The 26,264-nt window shown below is 70.2% G+C and carries 20 protein-coding genes and 1 pseudogene; 5 read left to right on the plus strand and 16 right to left on the minus strand.

From position 1 onward, the window contains the following. Positions 1-95: 95 nt before the first annotated feature. Positions 96-1,436 (minus strand): MATE family efflux transporter, encoded by a 1,341-nt coding sequence (locus AC5JOC_RS08530; protein WP_370581816.1) that lies wholly within the window; start codon positions 1,434-1,436, stop codon positions 96-98. 9 nt (positions 1,437-1,445) lie between these two features. Further along, the gene (locus AC5JOC_RS08535) at positions 1,446-4,409 is read right to left on the minus strand and encodes a VTT domain-containing protein (protein ID WP_494246138.1); all 2,964 of its coding nucleotides are present in this window, start codon (positions 4,407-4,409) and stop codon (positions 1,446-1,448) included. 150 nt (positions 4,410-4,559) lie between these two features. On the opposite strand from AC5JOC_RS08535, the gene AC5JOC_RS08540 reads away from it, so the two are divergent. Both AC5JOC_RS08540 and argG read left to right on the plus strand, forming a co-directional pair. Further along, on the plus strand, positions 4,560-6,539 hold the full coding sequence (locus AC5JOC_RS08540; RefSeq protein WP_159876761.1) for a M13 family metallopeptidase: 1,980 nt from the start codon (positions 4,560-4,562) through the stop codon (positions 6,537-6,539). 293 nt (positions 6,540-6,832) lie between these two features. After that, complete coding sequence (gene argG, locus AC5JOC_RS08545; RefSeq protein ID WP_079704472.1) at positions 6,833-8,272, plus strand: argininosuccinate synthase; 1,440 nt, start codon at positions 6,833-6,835, stop codon at positions 8,270-8,272. 250 nt (positions 8,273-8,522) lie between these two features. Here the strand turns inward: argG and AC5JOC_RS08550 are convergent, their stop codons facing one another. From AC5JOC_RS08550 to AC5JOC_RS08570, 5 genes are all read right to left on the minus strand, one after another. Next, positions 8,523-9,659 carry an NAD(P)/FAD-dependent oxidoreductase gene (locus AC5JOC_RS08550; RefSeq protein ID WP_494246140.1) on the minus strand — a complete coding sequence of 379 codons (1,137 nt, stop codon included), beginning with the start codon at positions 9,657-9,659 and terminating at the stop codon, positions 8,523-8,525. Then, on the minus strand, positions 9,656-10,741 hold the full coding sequence (locus tag AC5JOC_RS08555) for a Gfo/Idh/MocA family protein (RefSeq protein ID WP_274498971.1): 1,086 nt from the start codon (positions 10,739-10,741) through the stop codon (positions 9,656-9,658). The genes AC5JOC_RS08550 and AC5JOC_RS08555 overlap by 4 nt, the downstream gene beginning before the upstream one ends. Beyond that, entirely contained in the window at positions 10,741-11,511 is a 771-nt protein-coding gene (locus AC5JOC_RS08560) for an amino acid ABC transporter ATP-binding protein (RefSeq protein ID WP_064293895.1), read from the minus strand. Before AC5JOC_RS08560 ends, AC5JOC_RS08555 begins: the two co-directional genes overlap by 1 nt. After that, positions 11,508-12,296, minus strand: coding sequence for an amino acid ABC transporter permease (locus AC5JOC_RS08565; RefSeq protein ID WP_079704476.1), 789 nt, complete (start codon positions 12,294-12,296; stop codon positions 11,508-11,510). Before AC5JOC_RS08565 ends, AC5JOC_RS08560 begins: the two co-directional genes overlap by 4 nt. A 69-nt stretch (positions 12,297-12,365) precedes the next feature. Further along, positions 12,366-13,238, minus strand: coding sequence for an ABC transporter substrate-binding protein (locus AC5JOC_RS08570; RefSeq protein ID WP_071261542.1), 873 nt, complete (start codon positions 13,236-13,238; stop codon positions 12,366-12,368). A gap of 208 nt (positions 13,239-13,446) precedes the next feature. On the opposite strand from AC5JOC_RS08570, the gene AC5JOC_RS08575 reads away from it, so the two are divergent. Next, a complete protein-coding gene (locus AC5JOC_RS08575; RefSeq protein WP_494246143.1) occupies positions 13,447-14,517 on the plus strand; it encodes a LacI family DNA-binding transcriptional regulator in 1,071 nt (356 codons plus the stop codon). 362 nt (positions 14,518-14,879) lie between these two features. Here the strand turns inward: AC5JOC_RS08575 and AC5JOC_RS08580 are convergent, their stop codons facing one another. Beyond that, positions 14,880-15,410 (minus strand): SAM-dependent methyltransferase, encoded by a 531-nt coding sequence (locus AC5JOC_RS08580; protein WP_494246145.1) that lies wholly within the window; start codon positions 15,408-15,410, stop codon positions 14,880-14,882. Positions 15,411-15,689: 279 nt separating this feature from the next. Continuing rightward, positions 15,690-17,234 (minus strand): leucyl aminopeptidase, encoded by a 1,545-nt coding sequence (locus AC5JOC_RS08585; protein ID WP_124767962.1) that lies wholly within the window; start codon positions 17,232-17,234, stop codon positions 15,690-15,692. Positions 17,235-17,321: 87 nt separating this feature from the next. Between AC5JOC_RS08585 and AC5JOC_RS08590 the strand changes: the two genes are divergently transcribed. Then, complete coding sequence (locus AC5JOC_RS08590; RefSeq protein ID WP_494246147.1) at positions 17,322-18,098, plus strand: hypothetical protein; 777 nt, start codon at positions 17,322-17,324, stop codon at positions 18,096-18,098. A 51-nt stretch (positions 18,099-18,149) separates the two neighbouring features. On the opposite strand, the gene AC5JOC_RS08595 is transcribed toward AC5JOC_RS08590, so the two are convergent. The 6 genes and pseudogenes from AC5JOC_RS08595 to AC5JOC_RS08620 form a co-directional block, all read right to left on the minus strand. After that, positions 18,150-19,289: a Gfo/Idh/MocA family protein gene (locus AC5JOC_RS08595; protein WP_494246149.1), complete on the minus strand. Its 1,140-nt coding sequence runs from the start codon at positions 19,287-19,289 to the stop codon at positions 18,150-18,152. Then, entirely contained in the window at positions 19,286-20,065 is a 780-nt protein-coding gene (locus tag AC5JOC_RS08600) for a ThuA domain-containing protein (protein WP_159876781.1), read from the minus strand. Before AC5JOC_RS08600 ends, AC5JOC_RS08595 begins: the two co-directional genes overlap by 4 nt. A 59-nt stretch (positions 20,066-20,124) precedes the next feature. Further along, positions 20,125-21,007, minus strand: a pseudogene (locus AC5JOC_RS08605) (carbohydrate ABC transporter permease). Between the two features lie 14 nt (positions 21,008-21,021). Next, complete coding sequence (locus AC5JOC_RS08610) at positions 21,022-22,020, minus strand: carbohydrate ABC transporter permease (protein WP_124767972.1); 999 nt, start codon at positions 22,018-22,020, stop codon at positions 21,022-21,024. A 5-nt stretch (positions 22,021-22,025) separates the two neighbouring features. Then, positions 22,026-23,285: a sugar ABC transporter substrate-binding protein gene (locus AC5JOC_RS08615; RefSeq protein ID WP_082916064.1), complete on the minus strand. Its 1,260-nt coding sequence runs from the start codon at positions 23,283-23,285 to the stop codon at positions 22,026-22,028. Between the two features lie 70 nt (positions 23,286-23,355). Continuing rightward, positions 23,356-24,585, minus strand: coding sequence for a Gfo/Idh/MocA family protein (locus AC5JOC_RS08620; RefSeq protein ID WP_430892725.1), 1,230 nt, complete (start codon positions 24,583-24,585; stop codon positions 23,356-23,358). Positions 24,586-24,768: 183 nt separating this feature from the next. On the opposite strand from AC5JOC_RS08620, the gene AC5JOC_RS08625 reads away from it, so the two are divergent. Beyond that, entirely contained in the window at positions 24,769-25,782 is a 1,014-nt protein-coding gene (locus AC5JOC_RS08625) for a LacI family DNA-binding transcriptional regulator (protein WP_249404621.1), read from the plus strand. A gap of 36 nt (positions 25,783-25,818) precedes the next feature. Here the strand turns inward: AC5JOC_RS08625 and AC5JOC_RS08630 are convergent, their stop codons facing one another. After that, the gene (locus tag AC5JOC_RS08630) at positions 25,819-26,253 is read right to left on the minus strand and encodes a hypothetical protein (protein ID WP_159876789.1); all 435 of its coding nucleotides are present in this window, start codon (positions 26,251-26,253) and stop codon (positions 25,819-25,821) included. Positions 26,254-26,264 lie beyond the last annotated feature (11 nt).

A 26,264-nucleotide genomic window follows, 5' to 3' on the forward strand; every position in this document is an offset into this window, starting at 1 on the left:
GGTTCCCCCTGGAATCGTGAGCGTTGACGGATGCTCAGGTCCAGGATGGGGGACCGAGGAGGCCGCCTCAATGGGGACAACTCCCCAGTTGTCGGTCAGGCCCCGGTGCGCATCCACGCCGTCGTGCGGGCGCGGAGCCCGAGGGTGGTCGCGCGCGCACCGAGGTAGCCGACGAAGAAGGTGAGCGCCAACCAGGTGAGCCCGGTCTGCCCGCCGGGTGCCCAGGCGAGGACCGCGAGCGCGAACGGCAGGAAGACGAGCGTGTTGAGCAGCCCGGTGATCGCGAGGTACTTCGCGTCGCCGGCGCCGATGAGGACGCCGTCGAGGACGAAGACGACACCGCCGAGCGGGGTGGTGACGGCGAGCACGATGATCGCGGGCACGATGAGCGCCGCGAGGTCGGGGTCGCTCGTGAAGAGCAGGCCGATGACCGGGCTCGCGAGCGCGATGACCAGGCCGAGCACGATCCCCGAGCCGACGCCCCACTGCAGGCAGCGGACGAGGACGGCACGCACACCTGCGACGTCGCCGGCCCCGAGCCCCTTGCCGACGAGCGCCTGCGCGGCGATCGCGAGGGCGTCGAGCGCGAAGGCGAGGGTGGCGAAGAGGGTCATGACGAGCTGGAACCCGGCGAGTTCGTCGGTGCCGAGGTCGGTCGCGACGAACACGGCGATGAGCATCGCGGCGCGGAGGCTGACGGTGCGGAGGAACAACCATCCGCCGGAACGGGCCGCGCCACCGAGGCCGGCGCGGTGCGGGCGGAGACTCGCTCCCGTCCGACGCACGTGGCGCAGGACGACGACGAGGTAGGCGACGACCATGCCCCACTGCGCGATGACGGTGCCGATGGCGGATCCCGCGATGCCGAGTCCGAGGCCGTAGATGAAGAGGAAGTTGAGGCCGATGTTCGCGGCGAACCCGGCGCCGGCGACCACGAGGGGCGTGGTGGTGTCCTGCAGGCCGCGGAGGAGCCCGGTCGCACCGAAGACGAGCAGCATGGCGGGGATGCCGAGCATCGAGATGCCGAGGTAGGTGTCGGCCTGCTGGGCGACGGCGTCCGTCGCGCCGAACAGCCCGACGAGCGTGGGGGAGAGGAACCATCCGGCCGCACCGATCACGACACCGAGCCCGAGCGACAACCAGAGGCCGTCCACCCCGAGCGACACCGCGCCGCGTTCGTCGCCGTGTCCGAGACGCCGGGCGACCGCGGGCGTCGTCGCGTAGGCGAGGAACACCATGAGTCCGATGACCGTCTGCAGGACCGCGCTCGCGACCCCGAGGCCGGCGAGCGGCACGACGCCGAGGTGGCCGATCATCGCGGAGTCGGCGAGCAGGAACAGCGGCTCCGCCATCAGCGCCCCGAGCGCCGGGACCGCGAGCCGGAGGATGTCGCGGTCGACGGGCCGCAGCCGTCGCCTGTCCTGTCCCGTGGTCACCCGCCGAGCCTAGCCGCGGGTGGTGACACGCCGCGTCGCCGTCCGAGGCGGGACGAGTCGACGGCCTACCGCGCGAGCAGCGACCCGCTCAGGCCGGGGAGGTCGCGCAGGCGGATGCCCGTGAGGAAGCCGGCCGCGGCGGCGTAGGCGACCCGCGGTTGGTCGGCGTCCTCGCGGCAGGCGAGGAACAGCGGCACGGCGGTGGCACCCAGGCGCTCGGCGACGTCGGCGATCTCGGCGAAGCCGACGAGCGGGTCGACCCGGTGGGCGATGCCGGCCATCGTGCGCACGGCGACGCCGTCGGGCTCGGTGCCGTCCTGTGCCAGCCCGGAAGCAGCGAACGAGACCATGGCCGCGCCTTCGGACGCGAATCGCCGGCAGGCGTCGGTCAGGGCCCGCTCGACGGCTCGGCTGGTGTGTTCCTCCGACGCTGTACCCGCACTCGCACCCGCAGCCGTGCCGACGTCGTCCGTCCGGCAGAGCACGACGGACCGCGTCGAGCGCCCACCCGTGCACGGTGCCGCCGGCCCCGGGGATCGGCAACCAGGACACCGCCGCGAGCACGGCGCCTGCGGCGTCCGTCACGACGGAGACCCGGACCGCGGCGGTCGGCTCCCGGTCGTCGCCATCGGGGGCGTCGATGCTCGAACCCACCGTGAGACCGAGTTCGGGCACGTGCCGGTCGGACACCCACACCGACGACAGCGCGCGGATCTGGCTGCGGAGCTCCCACGGCAGTTCGCGAGCGGGCACCAGGATCGAGGTCGTCGGATCCGCGCCGGCGGCTCCCGTCGCATCGTCCGGACCAACGGGTTCTGATGCATCCGCCCCGCTGAGGTCGAGCACGAGGTCTCGGCCGAGTGGCGACACCCGCCACCCCTCGGGCACGATGCGCGCGTCGCGAGTGGCGAAGACCGCCGGTGTGAGCCCCTCCTGCTCGGCCGCCGTCGCGAACGCCGACACCGCGGCTGCTGCACCGCCGGGGTCGCCGATCGGCTCGCCGAGGGCCAGCGCGACGCCGGCATGCTGCTGGTAGGCGACCGCGTGTCCACCGTCGGCCGTGACGAACACCCGGTTCTCGGGCCGGAGTGCCGAGGCCGCCAGCGGTCCGCCGCCGTGTTCGCGCAGCAGCTGGGCCGCCCTGGCGCGTGCTCGCCGCGCACCGGGACCGATCGCCCCGGGCAGGCGTCGCCTGGTCTGGTTCGCCGCGACCCGGAACGCGTGGCGCGACAGCACGAGGACCACCGCCTGTCCCACCCACAGGACGCTCGCGGAGATCCAGATGGTCGACGCCACGACCGGCACCTGGGCCAGCCAGGCGAGGGCGATGAGGGCGAGCGTGACCAGGAGGTTGCCGACGGTGAGCACCATCGCCGCCCACCAGGCCCAGCGATGACCACGGCGGAGCCAGTTCGCGATCACCAGGATCGCGATGGTGTCGACCCCGACGTCGAGGATGGAGCCCTGCGTCAGGGTGGTCGAACCGAGCGGCCCGTCGAGCGGCACGAGGGTGACGAGCAGCTGCACCGCACCGATCACGAGCAGTCCGGAGACGGCGAACAGCCGCCAGTCGCGCATGGTGGGTCGCGGGGTCGACCGGTGCTCGCCGAGGAGGAGGCGGGCCACGATCACGAAGACGACGGTCGTGATGAAGTGCTCGAGGTCGTCGATCTTCCCGACGTAGAGGAGCGCGATCGACACCCACGACAGGAGCAGCAGCCGCCAGCGCAGCCGGTAGGGGGAACGCATGAACGCGGTCGCGGTCGCGACGCAGGCGAGGATGCCGCAGCTCGGACCGACGTCGAGCGTCGTCACGAGGGACTGCGCCCACGGCCAGTCGAGCCGAGCCAGCGCCAGAGCCGCACCGAGGGCCCCGAGGACACCGACGAGATGGCCGGCCACGAAGATCGCCGACGCCCGCAGCGTGCCGAATCGGACCTCGACCCACCCGCCGAACACGGCCGCGCCGACGATCGCGATGAGGTAGGCGAGCGGGTCGGCGGTGATGAACATGCCCGTCAGGACCGTCCACCAGCGCCCGGCTTCAAGGCTCGGCACCCCGTACGCGAACGCCGGGTACCAGGCGGCCTGGTCGATCGGGCGCCACAGGCCACCGGTCACGACGCCGAGGGCGACGAAGACGGTGACGAAGGCGGTGGTCGCGGGGGTCGTCCGCAGGGCCCAGCGCAGCGGCGTCAGGACGACGGCGATCGCGGCGCGCAGATCGGTGCGGACGGGGGCCGAGCTGGCGGCCCGGGTGGTCGGCGTGTCCATTCGGGCGTCGGCGTCGGTCGTGGCCGGGACCGACCCGGATGGCGACAGCAGTTCGTCGAGCTCAGCCTCGGTCATCGACACGGGCGCGCGATCGGCGGCCGGCCGGGCGGCCCGACGACGGATCCGGAACACGACGACCACCGCGATCACGACGGCCGCGGCACCGGCCAACGCGAGCGCCGCCCAGGAGAAGCGGTGCAGGAACTCGGTCGCGGCACTCCCCAGTACGGTGACGACCGTCACCACGAGCGAGGCCCAGGCGATGCCACCCGCCGCGTTGGCGACGAGGAAGTGCGGGTACGTCATGCGGAACATGCCCGCGAGCGGTCCGGAGAAGATGCGGAGGACGGCGATGAACCGCCCGACGAACACCGCCCACGGCCCCCACCGCCGCATGAGGTGCACCGCGGCGCCCAGCCGCTTCGGCCCCACGTGCTTCGGGAACCTGCGGTTCAGCACCGACAGGAGCCGCCGGCCGTACCGCTTGCCGATCCAGTACCCGATCGAGTCGCCGAGGATCGCACCACCGGCGGCCGCGGCGGCGACGAACACCGGGTTCAGGCCGCTCGACGCGGCGAGGAGGGTCGCCCCGATGAGCACGGTCTCTCCCGGCAACGGCACGCCGAGGCTTTCGACCGCGACGACCAGGAAGACGACGAGGAGCAGGACGCCGGGCGGGAAGTCGGCCAACCAGTCCACGCGGGCTCCTTCCGGCCGGGTGGGTCAACGGTAGTCCCTCGTTCCCCGAAGCGCTCGCGACGCTCCTCCACAGGACTCGGTCCAGAGCGGCACGCCCGCTCTGAGAGAACACCCGAGCCGTGGTCAGGTGCCGTCGCTAGGCTGATCCGCATGACTGACGCGCAGCTCGCCTCCGGCATCGACCGCTCCGAACTCGACCCGGCCGTGCGGCCGCAGGACGACCTCTTCCGCCACGTGAACGGCAAGTGGATGGACCGCACCGAGATCCCCGATGACAAAGCTCGCTGGGGATCGTTCCACCAGCTGGCGGAAGACGCCGAGAACGCCGTCCGCGACATCATCGAGGAGTCGCAGACGAACCCCGACGGCGAGGAGGGCGTGAAGATCGGCGCCCTGTACGCCAGCTTCATGGACGTCGACCGGGCCAACGCCCTCGGAGCGACGCCGCTCGCCGACCAGCTCGCCCGCGTTGCAGCGGTCGACTCCATCGAGTCCTTCCTCCGCCTGTCCGGCGAGTTCGAGGCGGAGGGCGTCGGCGGCTTCCTGCAGCTCTTCGTCGACAACGACCCGGGCAACCCCGAGCGCTACCTCGTCTTCGCCGAACAGGGCGGCATCACGCTGCCCGACGAGTCCTACTTCCGTGAAGACACCTTCGCCGAGATCCGCGAGGCCTACCGCGCACACCTCCAGACGATGTTCGAGCTCGCCGGCATCGACGACGCTGCCGCACGTGCCGACCGCGTGTTCGCCCTCGAGACGGCGATCGCGTCCAAGCACTGGGACAACGTCGCCACCCGCGACAGCGAGAAGACGTACAACCTGTACTCGTGGGACGAAGCTGCGGCGCTCGCCGCGGGCGCCGACCTCGACGGCCCGGACCTCGCCGTCTGGCGCGATGCGATCGGCGCCGCCGACGCGGTGTTCGCCGAGATCGTCGTGCGCGAGCCGAGCTTCCTCGAGGGCCTCGGGGAGCTCCTCGTCGCCGAGCAGCTCGAGTCCTGGAAGGACTGGCTGGCCTGGAAGGTCGTCCACGGTGCCGCACCGTACCTCTCCGAGGAGTTCGGTCGCGCCAACTTCGACTTCTACGGCAAGACCCTCACCGGCACGCCGCAGCAGCGCGAGCGCTGGAAGCGCGGCGTCTCGCTCGTCGAGGGCATGCTCGGCGAGGCCGTCGGCCGCATCTACGTCGACCGGCACTTCGGCGCCACGTCGAAGGACGAGATGGACGTCCTCGTCGGCTTCCTCGTCGAGGCGTACCGCGACAGCATCGAGAACCTCGAGTGGATGAGCCCCGAGACCCGCACGCGGGCGTTGGAGAAGCTCGACAAGTTCACGCCCAAGATCGGTTTCCCCGTGAAGTGGCGCGACTACTCGGCGTTGGAGCTCGAAGCCGACGACCTGCTCGGCAACGTCCGTCGCGCCAGCCGGTTCGAGATGGACCGAGAGCTGGGCAAGATCGGCAAGCCGCTCGACCGCGACGAGTGGTTCATGACGCCGCAGACGATCAACGCCTACTACAACCCCGGCTTCAACGAGATCGTGTTCCCCGCCGCCATCCTCCAGTACCCGTTCTTCGACGCCGGCCGCGACGCCGCCGCGAACTACGGGGCGATCGGCGCGGTCATCGGCCACGAGATCGGGCACGGCTTCGACGACCAGGGATCGAAGTTCGACGGCGACGGCCGACTCACCGACTGGTGGACCGAGGCCGACCGCGCGGCGTTCGAGGAGCGCACCGCGTCGCTCATCGAGCAGTACAACGCGCTGGCTCCGGCCCAGGTGCCCGACCACCACGTGAACGGCGCCCTGACGATCGGCGAGAACATCGGCGACCTCGGCGGGCTCGGCATCGCCTGGAAGGCCTACCTGCTGTCGCTCGAGGGCGCGGAGCCACCGGTCATCGACGGCCTCACCGGCGCGGAGCGGTTCTTCCTCTCCTGGGCGCAGGCCTGGCAGCAGAAGGGACGCGACGCGGAGGTCATCCGACTGCTGTCGATCGACCCGCACTCGCCGAACGAGTTCCGCTGCAACCAGATCGTCCGGAACATCGACGCCTTCTACGAGGCGTTCGGCGTCACCGAATCCGACGCAGCATGGCTCGCCCCCGAGGAGCGCGTCACCATCTGGTAGCGCCGCGTCTCGCGGAGCCTGTCGCCCCCTGCCGATGACCCCAGTAGTGGGACATGCGGAAGACCGACAGACGCTGCGAGAATCACTCTGGAGTCGACGAATCGTCATCCCGATGCACTCGTGAAGCTCATGGCGCGAGACCCGAACAGCGCCTGAGCGGACCTGGTCCGATCCGTCCGGTTCACAGCAGCGTCGCCGTCGATATCGCCACAGCCCCAGCCGTCCCCCGGCCCGGGCGAGGCGGTACCGGCGGCGACGTGCTCCACTCCCCGCGAACCCGTAGAATCGCAGGCGTGTCTAAAGTCTTGAGCAGCCTCCCCGTCGGCGAGCGCGTCGGCATCGCCTTCTCCGGAGGTCTCGACACCTCCGTCGCCGTCGCTTGGATGCGCGAGAAGGGTGCCATTCCGTGCACCTACACCGCCGACATCGGCCAGGCGGACGAGCCGAACATCGGCGCCGTCCCCGACCGCGCCAAGGAGTACGGCGCCGAGATCGCGCGCCTCGTCGACGCGAAGTCGGCGCTCGTCGAGGAGGGCCTCGTCGCCCTCCAGTGCGGCGCGTTCCACATCCGCAACGCCGGCAAGACCTACTTCAACACGACGCCGCTCGGTCGCGCCGTGACGGGCACCATGCTCGTCCGCGCGATGAAGGAGGACGGCGTCGACATCTGGGGCGACGGCTCCACCTACAAGGGCAACGACATCGAGCGGTTCTACCGCTACGGTCTGCTCGCCAACCCGCGCCTGCGCATCTACAAGCCGTGGCTCGACGTCGACTTCGTCAACGAGCTCGGTGGCCGCAAGGAGATGAGCGAGTGGCTCGTCGCCCGCGACTTCCCGTACCGCGACTCCACCGAGAAGGCGTACAGCACCGACGCCAACATCTGGGGCGCCACCCACGAGGCCAAGCGCCTCGAGGAGCTCAGCTCCGGCATGGAACTCGTCGAGCCGATCATGGGCGTGCCGTTCTGGCGTGAAGACGTCGCGATCGCCTCCGAGGTCGTCACCGTCACCTTCGAGGCCGGTCGCCCGGTCGCGCTCAACGGCGTCGAGTACGCCGACGCGGTCGCGCTGGTCCTCGAGGCCAACGCCATCGGTGGTCGTCACGGCCTCGGCATGAGCGACCAGATCGAGAACCGCATCATCGAGGCGAAGAGCCGCGGCATCTACGAGGCCCCCGGCATGGCGCTCCTCCACATCGCGTACGAGCGTCTGCTCAACGCGATCCACAACGAGGACACGGTCGCCAACTACCACAACGAGGGCCGCCGACTCGGCCGCCTCATGTACGAGGGCCGCTGGCTCGACCCGCAGTCGCTCATGCTGCGCGAGTCCATCCAGCGCTGGGTCGGCTCCGCCGTCTCCGGCGAGGTCTCCATCCGTCTGCGCCGCGGCGACGACTACACGATCCTCGACACCTCGGGCCCCGGCCTCAGCTACCACCCCGACAAGCTCTCGATGGAGCGCGTCGGCGACGCGGCGTTCGGTCCCGACGACCGCATCGGTCAGCTCACCATGCGCAACCTCGACATCGCGGACTCGCGCTCGCGGCTCGAGCAGTACGCAGCGGCCGGCATCGTCGGCGGCGCGACCGCCGACCTCGTCGGCAAGCTCGAGCAGGGTGAGGCGCAGGAGATCCTGGGCGGCGAACTCCTCGACCCGACCGCCGACGCCCTCGAGCGCGCGACCGACCTCGCTTCCGAGGGCGCCGCGTTCGACTCCGGCACCGACTAGTCGCACCCCGCAACGCCGAACGCCCGCCGCACTCGAGGAGTGCGGCGGGCGTTCTGTCGTGGTCCCTCCCGTTCCGTTCTCAGGAGTGCTGCGGCGCGTCGAGCGGGAGCGCTTGCCGACACACCGGCCGACTCCTGAGTTGGGGACGGCAGGGGTTCACAACTCAGGACCGGTGCGGCGCGTCCCGCCGGACACGCCGGGTGGCCGATGTGACCCGCCGGGGCCGTCCTGAGTTGTGAACCGGCCAGGCCTACGCGGGGACGGGTGACTCCGCGTACCGCTCGGGCCGGAAGGTCGCGAGCAGCGGCGAGGGTTCGCCGTCGACGATCTCGTCCGCGAGGAGTTCACCGGCGATGAGCCCGAGTGTCGCACCGCTGTGGCTGAAGGCCGTGAAGAGCCCCGGCAGCTGCGGGACCGCACCGAAGACCGGCTCGCCGTCGCCGGGGATCGGCTTGTAGCCGGCCCCGATGTGGTCGAGTTCGAGGGTCGGGTTGCCGGCGAGCACCCGCGATCCCTCGGCCAACAGCCGCTCCACGGTCGAGTCCGAGATGTGCAGCGAGCCGTCGTCGCGGACCTCGATCTCCTCCTCCGACCACGCGGAGTCCAGCGCGAAGCCGCCCTCCCTGGTGCGACGGACGGCCACCTTCGGCGTGTTGAGGACGGCGACGAGCTCGGCTGCGACGGGCTTCGTGAACGCGACGAATGCGGCCGGGCTCTGGTCGCCGATCGTGATGCCGAGTGCGGCGAGCTGGGCCGGGACGTCGGGACCCGTGGCCAACAGGACCGCGTCGGCCTCGATGCGGTCGCCGTTCGCGAGCACCGCACCCACGGCACGTCCGCCGGACGAGGCGATCTCGGCGCCGGCGTCCGTCACGATCCGTCCGCCGCGGGCGACGAACTCGCGGGACAGCACCTCGATCACGGACGGCAGCTCGACCCAGCCCTCGCCCGGATTGAAGATCGCGCCCTCCGCAGCCACGGCGGCCGGATCGACACCCGGCGTGACCGAGGCGACCTCCTCCGGAGCCAGCCACCGGGCGTCGTAGCCGATGCCGCGCTCGTAGGCGAAGGTCTCCGCGTAGGACTCGCCCTCCGGTGCCCACATCAGTCCGCCGTCGAAGCGGAGGAACTCCGCGCTCGGGATCTGCGCGGCGAAGGTCCGCCAGCGGTCGATCCCGAGGACACGGAGCGCGTGGTACTCGCTCGACCGCTGGGCCGCGGAGTTCAGCCAGGCGAGCGATCGTCCCGAGGCGCCGCTGGCGAGGGAGCGGTCGGTCACGAGGGTCACGTCGGCACCTCGGCGGGCGAGGGCGACGGCGCTGGACGTTCCGAGGATGCCGCCGCCGATCACGACGACGCGTCGGCTGGTCTGGGTGGTGCTGCTCATGCTGTCTGCTCTTTCTGTTCTGGAGTGCTGCGCTGGTGAGGTGCTGCGGCCGCGTGGACGGCCTCGATGATCTCGAGGACGGCGATCGCGTCGGCCGGATCGACCGGTGGAGGACCGCCGTCGTGGAGGGCGGTCGCGAGGAGGCGGGTGAAGGCGGCGTAGTCGCCGTCGGCCATGGGGACGGGCTCTGTTGCACCGTCGACCCCGATCGCGCCCCAACCGGACGGGTCACGCCGACCGAATCCGTCGTCACGCGGATCAGCACCGGCCTTCAGTGCGGGCTCCTGGCCGTCGAGTCCCCACGAGGTGTAGGCACCGGAGGATCCGAGGACGCGGAACCGTGGGCCGGCCTGGGCGACGAGCGACCCCATCCACAGGTGCGACCGGACCCCCGAACGGTGACGGAGCGCCACGAAGGCGTCGTCGTCCGCGACCGCTCCGGGCCGGACGACACCGAGTTCCGCCTGGACGTCCTCGACCTCGCCGAACAGTTGGATGGCCTGATCGATCACGTGCGTGCCGAGGTCGTAGAGGATGCCGCCGCCCTCCGCGGCGGTCGCGGCCGTCTTCCACGATGCGGGCGGATCGGGCTTCCACCACTCGAAGCGTGACTCGAAGCGATGGACGTGCCCGAGCATGCCCTCGTCGAGCAGCCGCCGCACGGTCAGGAAGTCGCCGTCCCAGCGGCGGTTCTGGAAGACCGTGACGAGGCGGTCGGCGGCTGCAGCACGATCGACGACCGCGCGGCCCTCGGCCGCGGTGACGGCGAACGGCTTGTCGACCACGACGTGCAGGCCGGCGTCCAGGGAGGCTGTCGCGAGCGCGGCGTGCGTGCCGGACGGCGAGCCGATGACCACGAGGTCGAGCTCGTCGGCTCGGGCGAAGAGCTCCTCGGCGGTCGACACGACCTTGACGCCCGGGTACCGCCCGAGCGCCTCGGCCCGTCGATCCGGGTCGGAGGTCACGACGAGGTCGAGCGAGTAGTCGGGATCCGCGGCGAGGAACGGCGCGTGGAACACCGCGCCGGAGGTGCCGAAGCCGATGACGCCCGTCCTGATCGTGCCGGAGACGCGTGCCGCCATCAGAGGACCTCGGAGAGGAAGCGCTGCAGGCGGGGGCTCTGCGGGGCGTCGAACAGCTGCGACGGGGTCCCCGCCTCGACCACGCGGCCCTCGTCCATGAACACGACCTGGTCGGCGACCTTGCGGGCGAAGCCCATCTCGTGGGTCACGACGAGCATCGTCATGCCGCGCTGCGCCAGACCGGCCATCAGGTTGAGGACGCCCTTCACGAGTTCGGGGTCGAGGGCGCTCGTGGCCTCGTCGAACAGCATGACCTCGGGCTCCATCGCGAGTGCGCGGGCGATCGCGACGCGCTGTTGCTGGCCTCCCGAGAGGTCGCGCGGCCGGTGGTCCGATCGTTCACCGAGTCCGACGTCGTCGAGGCGCGCTGCCGCGACTCGGAGTGACTCGCTCTTCGACATGCCCTTCACGTTGCGGAGTGCGAGGGCCACGTTCTCGAGCGCGGTGTGGTCGGGGAAGAGGTTGAAGTGCTGGAAGACGAGGCCGACCCGCGTCCGGAGCCGTTCCGGCTTCATCTTCAGGGCGCTCTCACCGGCGAGGAGGACGTCGCCGGAGGTGGGCTCGTGCAGGCGGTTCACCCCGCGGAGCAGTGTCGACTTGCCCGAGCCGGACGGCCCGATGATGCAGGTCGTCGTGCCGGGCTCGACGTCGATGCTCACCTCGCGGATGACCTCGATGTCGCCGTACGCCATCGAGACGTCGCGGAGCTCCAGGCTCGAGCCGCGGTAGAAGTGTCCGTCGGTGACGGGCAGGGGAGAGGTGTAGGTCATGTGTTGCTCCCGGTGGTGGCTGGCAGGGGTGGCTGCACCTCGTCGAGCTCGTCGAGGCCGCTCTTCGGCGGGGTGGCCTTGCGGCGTCCCGTGCGGAAGCGGTTGTCGAAGAAGTTGACGAGGTGGGTGAGGGGCACGGTGATGACGAGGTAGAACAGCCCCGCCATGACGAGCGGCGAGAGGTTGCCGGTGAGGACGGCGGCGTCCTGACCGACCCGGAACAGCTCGCGTTCGCTGACGAGGAGCCCGAGGAAGTAGACGAGGCTCGAGTCCTTCACGATGGCGATGAACTGGTTCACGAGCGCGGGGAGGACCCGGCGGATGCCCTGCGGCACCACGACGAGTCGCATCGCCTTGCCGTAGCTCATGCCGAGCGCCCGGCAGGCCTCGAGCTGGCCGCGGTCGACGCTCTGGATGCCGGCGCGGAAGATCTCGCCGATGTAGGCGGAGGCGATGAGGCTGAGCGCGAGGATGCCCAGCGGATAGGGCGAGGGGCCGAACAGCTGCTGGCTGAAGCGGGCGAAGCCTTGGCCGATGAGGAGGATGGTGAGGATCGCCGGCAGGCCGCGGAACACGTCGGTGTAGATCCGCGCGGGTACTCGGAGCCAGCGTGAGGGCGAGATGCCCATGATGGCGATGATCATGCCGAGGATGACCCCGATCACCGTGGCGGCGATCGAGATGACGAGGGTGTTGACGAGTCCCACGCCGAGCAGCTGCGGGAACACCTGCCACATCGCGTCGAAGTCGAAGAAGGTCTTGATGATGCTGTCGAGCCAGTCCATGCTGTCTGCTCCTGAGGGGTGGGATGGTGTGGTGCGGGCCGGTGCTCGGCCCGCACCACGAGACGGGGACTACTCGGTCGACGAGGTCGGGCTGGGGCTGGAGGTCTGCTCCGCCTTCGGGAGGTACTGCTCGGGCATCGGAGAGCCCGGGAACCACTTCTGGTAGAGCTTCTTCCAGGTGCCGTCCTCCATCGCCTCGGCGAGGGCCTTGTCGAGGGCCTTCTTGAATTCGGGCTTGTCCTTCGCGATCGCGAACCCGGCCGGTGCGTCGAAGGACGGGATGTCGATGGCGTTCACGAGCCCGTACTGGGCCGCGTACTCCTTCGCCGCCTCGTAGTCGAGGAAGTGGGCGTCGATGCTGCCGCTGTTGACGGCCGAGATGGCCGAGTTGTTGTCGGGGAAGCGCACGAGTTCGGTGTCGGTGAAGTGCTTGACCGCGTAGGCCTCTTGGAGGGTGCCCTGGACGACGCCGAGGCGCTTGCCGGCGAGGCTGTCCGCGTCGGTGATGCCGGAGTCCTTCGCCGCCATGACCGTGAGGTACCCGGCGAGGTAGCCGTCGGAGAAGTCGACCGTCTGCTCGCGCTCCTTGGTGATGCCGATGGCGGCGACGCCGACGTCGAACTGACCGTTCGCGACGGCGGAGAGCAGACCGGAGAAGTCCTGACCGGTGAACACGACGTCGTCGATCCCGATCCGCTTGGCGACGTCGGTGAAGAGTTCGACGTCGAAGCCGGTGAACGTCCCGTCGGCGTCGGTGAAGGTGTATGGCTTCGAGTCGCCGAGGCTGGCGACGCGGATCTGTCCGGGGGTGATGAGTCCGTACGGGTTGTCCTCGGTGCTGCTCGCGGTTCCGGCACCACCGGAGCACGCGGAGAGGATGAGGGCGGTCGCCGCAGCGACGGCGAGGAGGGCCGTCCTGCGGAGGGTGAAGCGATTCGTCACGGCGAGTCCAATCGTGGGGAGGAGTTCGTGGTGCGTGGAGGGAACCGTCGGCTCGTGTCTTGTGGACGCCGCCAGCTCCATTGCTGTCGTTCTGCTGGTGAGACCGGTCTCAATGTCGTAGGTTGAGACCGGTCTCAACAGGTTGTCCAGGACAGTACCCTGGTTCTCGGACAACGTCAACGACGCAGCAGACCCCATCGGAGGGCACATGGCAACGGATCCGGGTACCGGCAGACGCGAGGCGACGGTGTCGGACGTCGCGAAGGCCGCACGGGTGTCGAAGGCCACTGCGGCCCGCGCGCTCGGCGACTACGGGGCCGTGAGCGAGGATGTGCGGGACCGTGTGCAGGCCGCCGCGGAACGCCTCGGTTACCGCCCGAACGCCCTCGCGAAGAGCATGAACACGGGGAAGTCGAACACCATCGGGGTGGTCATCGGCGACATCGAGAACCCCTTCTTCGCTCGTGCGACCCGGGGGATCTCCGACGTCGCGCAAGCAGCCGGATTCGACCTCATCCTCGCCAATTCCGACGAGGAGGTCGACGCTGAGACGGCCGCGATCGAGCTCCTCCTCGACAAGCGCGTGGACGGGTTCATCGTCACGCCGGCCTCCTCGATCGAAACGAGAAGTTTACAAACGGCGCTCGCCGAGGGGCGTCCCGTGGTGCTCCTCGACCGTCGTGCGGCCGGCATGGAGGCCGACACGGTCGTCGCCGACAACGCCTCCGGGGCGGCCGCGGCAACCCGGCACCTCCTCGCCGCCGGACACCGTCGGATCGCGTTCATCTCGACGCTCGGGCACGGGGAGCCGTATGCCTCAGGGGACGATGTCGGCTCCTCCTCGGTCGGCGATCGCATCGACGGGTTCACGGGTGCCCTCCGCGAGGCCGGCGTCGAGGATCCGGCGGCGTCCGTCCACCTCAACGCGCGCGCGGAGGGGATCGACGTCATCACCCGGAAGGTCCTCGGCGACCCGGACCCCGTGACCGCGATCATCGCCTCCGACAGCCTGGTCGGCTCCGCGGTCTTCCGGACCATCCGCGAACTCGGCCTCGCGATCCCCGACGACGTGTCGCTCATCGCGTTCGACGACGCCGACTGGACGAGCCTCACCACGCCGCCGATCACCGTCGTGTCGCAGCCGATCTACGAACTCGGGGCCGAATCCGCGCGCCGGCTGATCGCCCGGATCGGTGGGGCGGGGGCCGACGCGGAGGAGTTCGTGCTCGCCCAGACGCTCATCGAGCGCGGCTCCGTGGGTGCGCCCCCGACCCGCTGACCCCTGATCGCTGACCCGATTCGACCTCAGTCCTGTCCCTAACTCAGGAGTGCTGCGGCGTGTCGGTTGCGACACGCCGGCCGGGCGGCGCGACGCGCCGGGACGCTCCTGAGTTAGGGACGTGGGAGGATCCGGTTTGAGCCGGGATGCGCGGCGGGTGTTGTTGTGTCCCTAACTCAGGACTGCTGCGGCGTGTCGGGTGCGACACGCCGGCCGGGCGGCGCGACACGCCGGGACGCTCCTGAGTTAGGGACGGCGACGGAGGACGAGGACGCTGTCGTCGAGCTCGGCGGGCTCGCCGTCGGGCCCGATCGCGGCGCGCGCGACGAGGCCCGCGGTGACGACCTCCCACTCGGACGACGTCAAGCTCCAGCGAGGCGTGGACCTCGTCGGGCGTCGGGAAGTGCGCGTGCGCGATGTGCTCGGTCGCCCAGGGCGGCGGGCCGGCGTGGCCGACGATGAGCAGCGTGCCGCCGGGAGCGACCGCCGACGCCGCACGGCGCAGGACCGCCTCGCGCGGGAAACTCGACGGGGGAGTGCAGGAAGGTCGCGGTGACGAGATCGAACGACGCCGACGGTTCCCACTCGACGAGGTCGGCCTGCACCCAGGTGACGCGATCGGCGACCCCCGCCTCGCTCGCGGTCGACGCTCCGAGGGCGAGCGCGCTCGGGGAGATGTCGACGGCGGTCACGGACCAGCCCTGCCGGGCGAGCCACACGGCGTCGGCGCCCTCCCCGCTGCCGAGCTCGAGCGCGGTGCCGGGCACCAACCCGCCCACCTCGCGCTCGAGTGCGGCGTTCGGCTTGCCGCTCCACACCTGGCCGCGGCTGCTGTAGCGGTGCTCCCAGAAGGCGGCGGGATCGGTGATGGCGGGCTCGTGCTCGGAGGTCATGGCATCAGCCTGCCGTGACACCGGCTGCGAACACGTGATTCTTGCCGGAACGGCAACGGAGGTTGTCGCTGGGTGGCCTTCGACACTTCGACAGGCTCAGTGACCGGGTTGCGGCCCAGTGACCGGGTTGCGGCTCAGTGACCGGGTTGCGGCTCAGTGACCGGGTTGTGGATGGGCTGATCCGGTCACTGAGCCTGTCGAAGTGCTCGCGGGGAACGATGGTCCGGTCGCCGCCCTTCGACAGGCTCAGGGGACCGGGCATCGACGCCGCGTCCTGCGTCAGGCGCGGAAGTTGAGCGCCAGGTCGATGAGGAGGCGCGTGCCGTACCCGGTCGCACCCTTCGACCGCCAGGACTCGTCCGACTCCACGAGCATGGTGCCGGCGATGTCGAGGTGCGCCCACGGGATGTCGCCGACGAACTCCGCGAGGAACAGCGCGGCGAGCGTGGAACCGGCGAACCGGCCGCCGATGTTGGCGAGATCCGCGACGTCCGAGTCGAGCTGCTTCCGGTAGCTGCGTTCGAGCGGCAACTGCCACAGCTGCTCGTCGGTGGCCTTCGATGACGCGAGCGTCTGGTCGACGATGCCCTGGTCGGTCCCGTGCACCGCAGCCGTCTTCGTGCCGAGCGCCATGATCGCGGCACCGGTCAGCGTCGCGATGTCGACGATCGCGTCGGGCTCCTCCTCGACGGCGAGGCTCAGGCCGTCGGCGAGGACGAGGCGACCCTCGGCGTCGGTGTTCTTGATCTCCACGGTGGTGCCGTTGCGGAACGTCAGCACGTCGCCGAGCATCGTGGCCGAGCCCGAGGGCATGTTGTCCGTGCACATGAGGAACGCCGTGACGCTGCTCGTGCAGTGCAACTCCTCCAGCGCCGTCATGGCGGACAGGATCGCTCCGGCGCCCGCCATGTCCATCTTCATCGCCGCGTGGGACGGGTCGGACGGCTTGAGCGAGATACCGCCCGAGTCGTACATGATGCCCTTGCCGACGAGCGCGAGGTGTCCTGCGGCCTCGATCGGCGAGCCGTCGTCGTCCTTCGGCGTGTACCGGAGCTTGATCATGCGCGGTTCCTCGACGCTGCCGGCGTTGACCCCGAGCAGGCCGCCGAGACCGAGCTCGATGAGCGCGTCCTTGTCGAAGACCTCGACGTCGAGCCCGTTGGCGGCACCGAGCGTCTCGGCCACCTCGGCGAGGTCGGTCGCCGTGAGGTGTCCGGGAGGCGTGTTCGCGAGGTCGCGGGCGAGGTTCGCCGCGCGGGCGAGGACCTCACCGCGGTGCGCGCCGGTCGCGGTCTCCGGGAGGTCTTCAGCACCGGCGACGAGGTGGAGCGCGACGAGCGGGGTGCGCTTGGTCTCCCGCTTCAGCTCGGTGTAGCGGTACCGGGCGAGGAGCGCGCCCTCGACGACGAGCTGGCCGGCGGAGGCCGGGTCGAGGTCGAACGAGCGCGCCACGTCGAGGCCGATGCTCGCGAAGGAGGATGCCGCACGGGCGAAGGCAGCAGCGATGTCGCGGAGGGCTGACGGGGTGCGCTTCTCGGGGGCACCGACGCCGACCGCGATGTACGTCGGGGCGTCCTGGCTGGGGATGACCAGCGTCTGGCCGATCTCGCCGGTGAAGCCGGCGCGGGTCAGGGCCGCACGGTCGAGTCCGAGCGCGGCGGGGATGTCGTCGCCGGCACCGTCGGCTGCGGGGGCGACGGCCAGGCCGATCGCCTCGACGCCCTCGGGGAGTTCGATCGCGACGCTCAACTCGACCGCCTCGGCGTCGAGTGAGGGGGTGCGGGAGAAGGTCGGCGGGATCAGCTTGGTGGGGCGGGATGGCATGCAGCGTCCTTCGTCTCGGAGTCGGGCTGGATCCATCGTATGGGCCTCACCTGGCCGCTGACGCGAGGGGTCTGGCAGGATGCCGGGATGGGTGCATGGGGAACGGCGATCTTCTCGAACGACACGGCGTCGGACATCCGCACCGAGTACCGCGAGTACGTGCAGGACCGGGTGCCGGACGACGAGGCGACGCGACGGACCATCGCGTCGTTCGCCCACCTGGTGGAGCGCGAGGACGGCGAGCTCTGGATCCCGCTCGCGGCCGCGCAGAGCGAGGTCGGCCGGCTCGATCCCGACGTGCGGACGCGGGCGCTCGCGGCGATCGATCGCGGTGCCGACCTCGAGCTGTGGGCTGAAGCAGGCCCGGGGGAGGTCGCCAGGCGGACCGCGGCCCTCGACCGTCTCCGCGAGAAGCTCCTCGGCCCGCAGCCCGCACCGAAGCGCCTCCGTCGATCGTGGCGCCACGTGGAGGACGACCTGACGCCGGGCGACGTCCTCGCGTTCACGGCGCCGAACGGACGGACCGCCCTGTTCCGGGTCGCCGGCATCCATCGGTCCCGATACGGCGACTCACCCGAGCTCGACGTCCTCGACTGGGTGGGCGAGCAGGTCCCCGGGCCGGAGACCCTGGCGACGCTGCGAGCGAAGCGCGAGCCGGCGTCGGGCAGTCTGCCGGAGCGTCCGGTCGTCTGGCAGCCGCACCGCTTCCGGAAGACGGACCCCGTGTGGCACGAGGTCGGTTTCGTCCGTGTCGCACGCGTCGAGGGGTGGCCGAACCGGCCGGGCCAGACGCCGGGCCACTCCGGCCTCTGGCGGGTGCTCAACCTGGTCGTGACCCGCGACCTCCTCGACGGCACCTGGTGAGGTGAGGCGGATCGTCGCTCGCGGGGTGCGCGGGCGACGATCCGCCTCACCTCAGCGGGAGGCGACGAGCGCGGCCCGGACGTCGGCGCGCGGCTCGGCCTCGATCGCCCGCGTGTGCGCCTGGGCGAGCACGTCCGCGATGACCACGCGCTCGCCGGACTCGGCGGACCGCACGGCGGCCTCCACCATCGCGAGGCTCAGCACGTTGGCGTGCACCTCACCCGACGGGACACGCCCCGTGCGCAGGGCATCGACGAACTCGACGAGCGAGCCCGCGATCTCCTCCGGTACGTCCGGCTCGAGCTCAGCGGTCTCGACCGCCGACGGAGATCCGCCCTGCGGCGCGAGCTGCCGCTGCGGAGCGGAGTCGCCGTCCCAGACGGCCGTGCCGTGCTCGCCGTTCACCCGCCAGCTGCCGTTCCACGAGGTCTCCACGCCGTCCGCACACCAGCTGCCGCTGTAGGTGTACCGGACGCCTCCGGCGAACTCGAAGACCGCGGTCGCGGCGGCGTCGGCGGAGAACCAGCTCCACCCCGGGTTGTACTCCTCGCAGTACACGGCGATCGGGTCGCTGCCGAGGACGTAGCGGGCGGCGTCGAAGGCATGGATCGCCATGTCGACGAGCAGCACGTGCGCCATCTCCTCGCGGAAGCCGCCGAAGTGCGGTGCCTTGAAGAACTCGGTCGTCGCGGATCCGAGCCGACCGAGCGTGGCGACCTGCTCCCGGAAGGCGGCGATCGACGCGTAGTAGCGACGCGACTGGCTCGTCATGAGCAATTGCCCGCTGGCCTCGGCCGTCGCCGCCAACGAGAGGGCCTGCGCCACCGTCGGTGCGATCGGCTTCTCGCAGAGCACCGGCAACCCGGCGAAGAGCGCCTCGGTGTTCACCGGGTGGTGCGCGGCGGGCACGGTGACGTTGACGACCGCGTCCGCCCCCGTCGCCTCGGCGACGACCGACACGCTGGTGCCGACGACGACACCCTCGGGGCCCACCCGGAGCCCGGCCTCGGTCACCGCCGACTCGGCGAGGGCCGTGTCGAGGTCGACGACGCCGACGAGTTCCGTGTCCGGGTTCGCGAGGATCGTCCGCAACCAGGCCCGTCCCATCCCGCCCGCACCGACGAGCACGAGCCGGACCGGCCTGGTGGCGTCCGCGAGCGTCGCGAAGCCACCGTCGACAGGAGCACTCATCGCGCGAGCGCCCCTTCGTACCCGCGGCCGTTGTAGAAGTCCTCGGTCTCGTACCGAAGCAGGACCGGCACCGCGCGTTCCGGACGCAGCGTCTGCGCCCACCGGACGCCGTTCGCGAGGACGCGACGGACGTGCTCGTGGTGGTAGACCGGGTAGTCCTGGTCGCCGGGGGAGAAGAAGAAGATCTTGCCGAAGCCGCGCTTGTAGGTCATGCCGGAACGGAAGACCTCGCCACCGGTGAAGGTCGAGAGGAAGACGAGCTCGTCGGGCGCGGGGACGTCGAAGAACTCGCCGTACATCTCCTGCGCCGGGATGATGAACGGGTGCGGGATCCCCTGGGCGATCGGGTGGGTGGGGTCGACGGTCCAGACGATCTCGCGGTCCTCCTCCGACCGCCACCGGAGCGTGCACGAGGTCCCCATGAGCTTGCCGAAGATCTTCGACCAGTGGCCGGAGTGCAGCACGAGCAGGCCCATACCGGCGAGCACGTGCTGGTGCACGCGCTCGACGACCTCGTCGGCGACCTCACCGTGAGCCGCGTGGCCCCACCAGACGAGCACGTCGGTCGCGGCGAGCACCTCCTCGGTGAGCCCGTGCTCCGGTTCGTCGAGCGTGGTCGTGGTCACCACGGCCTCGGCGCCGAGGTGCTCTTCGATGCCCTCCTTGATGGTCGTGTGCATGCCGTCCGGGTAGATGGCGCGGACCTTCTCCTCGATCTGCTCGTGGCGGTTCTCGCCCCAGACGAGGACGCGGATGGGGGTGCTGCTGTCGGACATGGTGGTGCTCCTTCGAGGATGCGTTGCGTGGTCGGAGAGGGTGTCGGAGTGGTCGTCGGTCATTTCACGGCACCGCCCGTCGCACCCGCGGCGATGAACCGCTGGGCGATGACGAGCAGCAGGATCGCGGGCAGGGACGAGAGGACGGCGGTCGCCATCACCGCGCTCCAGTTCGAGACCTGCGAGCCGAGGTACTGGTAGATGCCGAGCGTCACTGGCCGGACGTCCTCCGTCGTCGTCAGCGTCAGGGCGAACAGGAAGTCGCTCCAGGAGAAGAGGAAGGCGAACAGGCCGGCGGTGATGAGCACGTTGCGGCTCACCGGGAGGACGATCGAGACGAAGGCCCGCACGTGCCCCGCGCCGTCGACCCGTGCCGCCTCCACGATCGACGGCGGGATGGTCTGCATCGACGCCCGCAGGATGAGGATCGCGAACGGGATGGCGTGCGAGGCGTCGGCGAGGATCAAGCCCGGGGATCGAGTTGAGCAGGCCGAGGTCGTTGTAGGCCGAGTAGAGCGCGTTCGCGATCACGATGCCCGGGATCATCTGGGCGATCAGGATCACGAGGAGCGCGATGCTGATCCAGCGGAACCGGAACTGTGCGAGGGCGTAGGCCGCCGGGGCCGCGATCGCGAGCGACAGGACGACGGTACCGAGCGAGATGACGAGGCTCGTGACGAGGTGCCCGCCCTGGTCGGCGATCGCCTTCTCGTACCCGGCGAAGCTCGGGTTCACCGGGAAGAAGTCCCCGGTGAGCGTGTTTCCGGAGGGCTGCAGGGACGCGTTCACCATCCAGTAGACGGGGAAGAGCATGATCGCGAGGATGATGACGCCGACGACGGTGTAGCCGAGGTGGCGTCGGTCGCCGCGGTGTCGACGTGGGCCGACCGGGGCGAAGCGGCGCGTCTGCCGGCCGCCGGTCACGATGCTGGTCGTGGTCATGAGGGTCCGTGTCCTTACTCGTCGACCGCGCGTCGGTTCACGCGCAGGTAGACGATGGCGAAGAGGAGCGAGATGACGATGAGGATGTTGCTGAAGGCCGCACCGACACCGAACTCGAAGTTCACGAACGACTCCTGGTACGACCGCACCGCGAGGGTCTGGGTGGCGTTCGCCGGCCCGCCGTTCGTGAGGCCGAGGATGATGTCGAGCACCTTGATCGTGTAGACGACGCCGAGCACGAGCACGACGCTGACCACGGGGCGGAGGTTCGGCCAGGTGATGTGGCGGAACGCCTTCCAGCCGGTCGCGCCGTCGAGCGCTCCCGCCTCGTAGAGCTCGTCGGGGATGTCCTGGAGGCCGCCGTAGAGGATCGTGACGTTGAACGGGATGCCGATCCAGATGTTGACGAGGACGACCGCGAACAGGGCCACCGACGGGCTCGTCAGCCAGGGGACGCCCGACAGGCCGATGGATCCGAGGGCGGCGTTCAGGACGCCGCTGTCCTGGTCGAGGATCGACCGCCAGGTGGCGCTCGACACGATCAGGGGGAGGAGCCAGGGGAGCAGCAGCATCGCGCGGAGGAACGAGCTCAGGGGGAAGCGTCGCTTGAAGAAGACGGCGAGCGCGAGCCCGATCACGAACTGCCCGGCGATCGACCCGATCGTGAACAGCGCCGTGTTGAGCAGCGCCGGTGTGAACAGCTGGGAACTGAACACGGTCACGTAGTTCGCGAACCCGACCCACGGCGCCTCGCCCGTGAAGAACGTCTTCGTCGTGTACTCCTGGAAGCTCATCGTGACGTTCTTGACGACCGGATAGCCGAAGAAGAGCACGATGTAGAGCGCTGCTGGGAGGACGAAGCCGAGCTTGATCAGGTCTTCCCGACGGAAGCGTCGGGACCGGCGGCCGGCCCCGGCGGGGGTGCGCTTGGTCGGCGCGCCCCCGTCGGTGCCGCTGGACCGCTGGCCGGTCTTCCGGTCCTGGAGCGATGCTCCGGCGATGCCACTGCTCATCGGGATCAGCCCGCGGCCGCCTGCTTGAACGCCTCTTCAGGCGTCGCCTGCCCGGTCAGGGCGAGCTGGATGGCGGTGTAGATCTCGGTCGCGGCCTCCGGCCACTCCTCGCCGAGCTCGCCGGTGCGCGAGCGGGCGTTGGCGACCTGCTCCGTGAACGCGGCCATCTCGGGGACCTTCGCGACGTACTGCTCGGCCAGGGCCGTCTTCGTCGGGACGGTGAAGCGGGCCTCCGCGAGGGCGAGCTGGTTCTCGTCACTCGAGATGCACTCGACGAACTTCGCCGCCTTCGCCTGCTTGTCCTTGTCGCCGGTCACGGGGACGGTCCAGACCTCGCCACCGAGCGGGGCGACAGGCGTCTGGCCGGCCTTGTTGACCGGAACCTGCACGCTGCCGTACTTGAGGTTCGTGTCGGCGCTGAGGGCCGGGATCTGCCACGGGCCGTTGATCATCATCGCGGCCTTACCGGCCATGAACTGGTCGTTCACGTCGGCCTGCGACCAGTTGATGACGCTCTTCGACGCCGAACCCGAGTTCACGAGGTCGACCTGCAGCTGGAGGGCCTCGGCGACGGCGGGCGTCGTGAGGTCGGCCTCGTCGCCGCCGTTGGTCCACATGAACGGCAGGAACTGCCAGCTGCCCTCGTAGGTGGCGATGGAGCTGAAGGCGAGCCCGTAGGTGTCGCCCTCGGTCAGTGCAGCGGCGGCCGTCTTGAGCTCGTCCCACGTGGTCGGCGGGGTGATGCCCTTCGCGGCGAGGAGGTCCTCGTTGTAGAAGAGGCCGAGGGTGTTGACCGTCGGCGCCAGGCCGTAGACCTCGCCCTCGTAGCTCGCCGCGTCGAGGATGCCCTTCGCGAAGCCCGAGGTGTCGACGCCGTAGTCGCTGAGCGGCGAGAGGCCACCGGTCGCGGCGATCTCCTGGACGTCCGGGTTGTCGAGCATGAGGACGTCGGGCAGCGTCTTGGACGACGACTGCTGGAGCACCTTCTGGATGAGGTCCTTGCCGGGGACGGTCTCGCGCTTGATCTTCACGCCGACGTCGTCCGCGCACCGGTCGAGGGCGTCGCCCACGAGGGTCTTGTCGGGTTCGTTGTTGTAGTAGTCGAGGATCGTGAGGGTGCCGGCGTCGCCTCCGGCCGCCGCGCCACCGCCACCGCTGCACGCGGTGAGGGCGAACGGGGTGATCGCGAGGATCGCGAGCGATCCGAGCACATGCGGCCGACGGATGATGCGTGGCCGGGTGTCGCGGGTGGTCGTGGATCTCATGTCATGGCTCCTTTGCCTGGTGAGTGGTGTTCGTGATGCGGTGGTGATCGTGGTGCGGTGGGTGGTTCGGTCAGTGGTCGAGTGGGATCCAGGCGGCGCCTGCGTCGGCGCTCGCCGAGACCGCGGTGAGCACGCGCTGCACCAGGAGGCCGTCGGCGAAGCCAGGTTCGGGCGCCCGGCCGGCGGCGAGGTCACGGGCGAGGTCGGCGACCTCGTGGACGAAGGTGTGCTCGTAGCCGAGACCGTGTCCGGCCGGCCACCAGGCGTCCGCATACGGGTGACCGGGTTCGGTGACGAGGATGCGCCGGAAGCCCGCCTCCTCGGCCGGGAGGGTGTGGTCGTGGAACTGCAGCTCGTTCATGCGCTCGAAGTCGAAGACGAGCGATCCGTCGGAACCGTCGACCTCGAGCCGCATCGCGTTCTTGCGACCGGTGGCGAAGCGGGTGGCCTCGAACGTCGCCAGGGCGCCGCCGTCGGTGCGGGCGATGAACACGACCGCGTCGTCGACGGTCACCCGCCCGGTGAGGGGTTCCGCCGCGTCGCCATCCTCAGGATCGTCGCCCGCGGTGGCGCTGAGGCCGCTCGACGAGGTGGGGAGCGGCCGCTCGGTGACGAAGGTCGAGGTCAGGGCGCTCACGCCGGTCAGCTCCTGCCCGGTGACGAACCGTGCGAGATCGATGATGTGGGCGCCGAGGTCACCGAGCGCACCGGAGCCGGCCTGGTCGGCGTCGAGCCGCCAGACGAGCGGGAACGTCGGATCCGCGATCCAGTCCTGCAGGTACTGGGCCCGGATGTGACGGATCGTCCCGAGGCGACCGTCGGCGACGAGCCGTCGTGCATAGGCGAGTGCGGGGGTGCGCCGATAGCTGAAGCCGACCATCGCGTGAACGCCGCGCGCCGCAGCTCGCTCGGCCGCGGCGTTCATCCGCTCGGCCTCCTCGAGCGTGTTCGCGAGCGGCTTCTCGCACAGGACGTGGATACCGGCGTCGAGTGCCGCGATCGCGATCTCGGCGTGGAGGTGGCCAGGGGTGCAGATGTCGATCACGTCGATGTCGCCGCGGGTGAGGAGCGCTCGCCAGTCCGTCTCGACGTCGGCGATCCCGAACCGGTCGGCGAACGCGCGGGCGGCGTCGGCATCGCGACCGCTGACGGCGACGAGGTCGACCCCGCGGCCGAGGTCGAAGAAGCGGGGAGCGGTGGTCCAGGCCTGCGCGTGGATCGTGCCCATGAAGCTGTACCCGACGATCGCGACGCGCAGTGGCTGCTCGGACCGGCGGTCCTCCGTGGTCGGTACAGGCATCAGCACGGCTCCTTCGCCGGTCGAGGTCGGATCGCGCAGACCAGAAAGTTAACCGGTTTACTGCGCGCTTCGGGAACCAGCATGCACCGCGTCGCCGGAGTCGTCAAGGAGCAATTTAACCGGTTTACCGAATCGTGATCCGTGAGAGACTGACCGGACAGCACCGCACCTGAACGGGGATCCATGGCAACGATGCGTGACGTCGCGCGACTCGCAGGGGTCTCGGTCGCCACGGTGTCGTTCGTCGTCAACGATTCGAAGCCCGTGTCCCCGGCCACTCGACTGCGGGTGGAGTCGGCGATGGTCGAGCTGGACTTCCGCCGGAACGCGGTCGCCCGCGCGCTCGCGAGCCGGCGGACCCGCATCATCGCACTGCTGTTCCCGGTGCTCCAGCATCGACTGTCCGACAACGCGGCCCGCTTCTTCACCGGTGCTGCGGAGGCTGCCGCCGAGCTCGGGTACACCGTCGTCCTCTGGCCGGAGCCGAGCGACCCAGACGCGCTTCGCGAGTTCACCTCCGACGGCCTCATCGACGGCGTCATCCTCATGGAGGTGCGGCTCGACGACCATCGGGTCGACCGTCTGCTCGCGGCCGGGACGCCACTGACGCTCATCGGTCGGACGCGCGACCCCTCCGGTCTCGACTACGTCGACGTCGACTTCGAGGGGATGGTCGAGTTGTCCATCGACCGCTTGCAGGCCCTCGGTCATCGGGAGTTCGCCCTGCTCGAGGAGGTCGAGCGGGCCGACCTCGACGGTTACGGCCCGGTGATCCGCGTGCAGGAGACCTTCCACGCCGTGTGCGCGGCCCGTGGACTCCGCGCTCGGACGCTCCAGTGCACTCCCGATCCGGCCGGTGGTCGCGAGATCGCGGCGGCCCTCCAGGAGGAGGCGCCCGAGGTCACCGCCGTCCTCGTGCTCAACGATCGGGCGGCCCTCGGTTTCGTGAGCGAGCTCGGCAGGCGCGGCGTCTCGGTCCCCGACGACCTGTCCGTCGTCCTCGTCGCCTCCACGCGAGAGGTGTCGGAAGCGGCCGACCCGGCACTCGCCGTCACGTTGCTGCCCGCCGCCCAACTCGGCCGAATGGGCGTCGAGACCCTCGTCGGCCGTCTCGACGGCACCCTCGGTGAACTGCGTCACGAACTCGTCATGGGCGCCTTCCTCGAGGGCGCGTCCCTCGCGCCGCCGCCCGATTGAGTCATCTCGTCGCGTGCATGGCCCGCGAGCGACCGGTCACTGCACCTCAGGGTGCCGGGAGGACTCCGCCGCTCGGTTCGCGATCGCCCGGTGCCGTGCCTGCCCGATCAGTGATTGGGTGTAGCCGACGCGGTTCATGGTGTCGTGTCGGGCGAAGTCGGTCGAGATCGGGACCTGCTCGGTGTAGGTGTACGGGCCGGCCTGGACGTTCACGGAGACGAACCCCGAGACACGCCTCTCCTTCGCGAACAGGAACAGCAGGCTGAGGAAGAAGAACCAGATCAACACGATGACCAGCACGATGGCCCACGCCGGGGTGTGGGTGGTCGTCGAGGTCTGATCGCTCGACGTCACGTTGACGTCCGCGAGTGGCCACGTGCCGGCGGGTGTCATGATCACGTCCTCAGTGACCCTGATGTTGCCGATCTGGACGAGGAGGGGCTGTGGCATCGGCGGGAGCTGGGTGGTCATGGGCATCGACC

The organism is Plantibacter sp. (assembly GCF_059073635.1).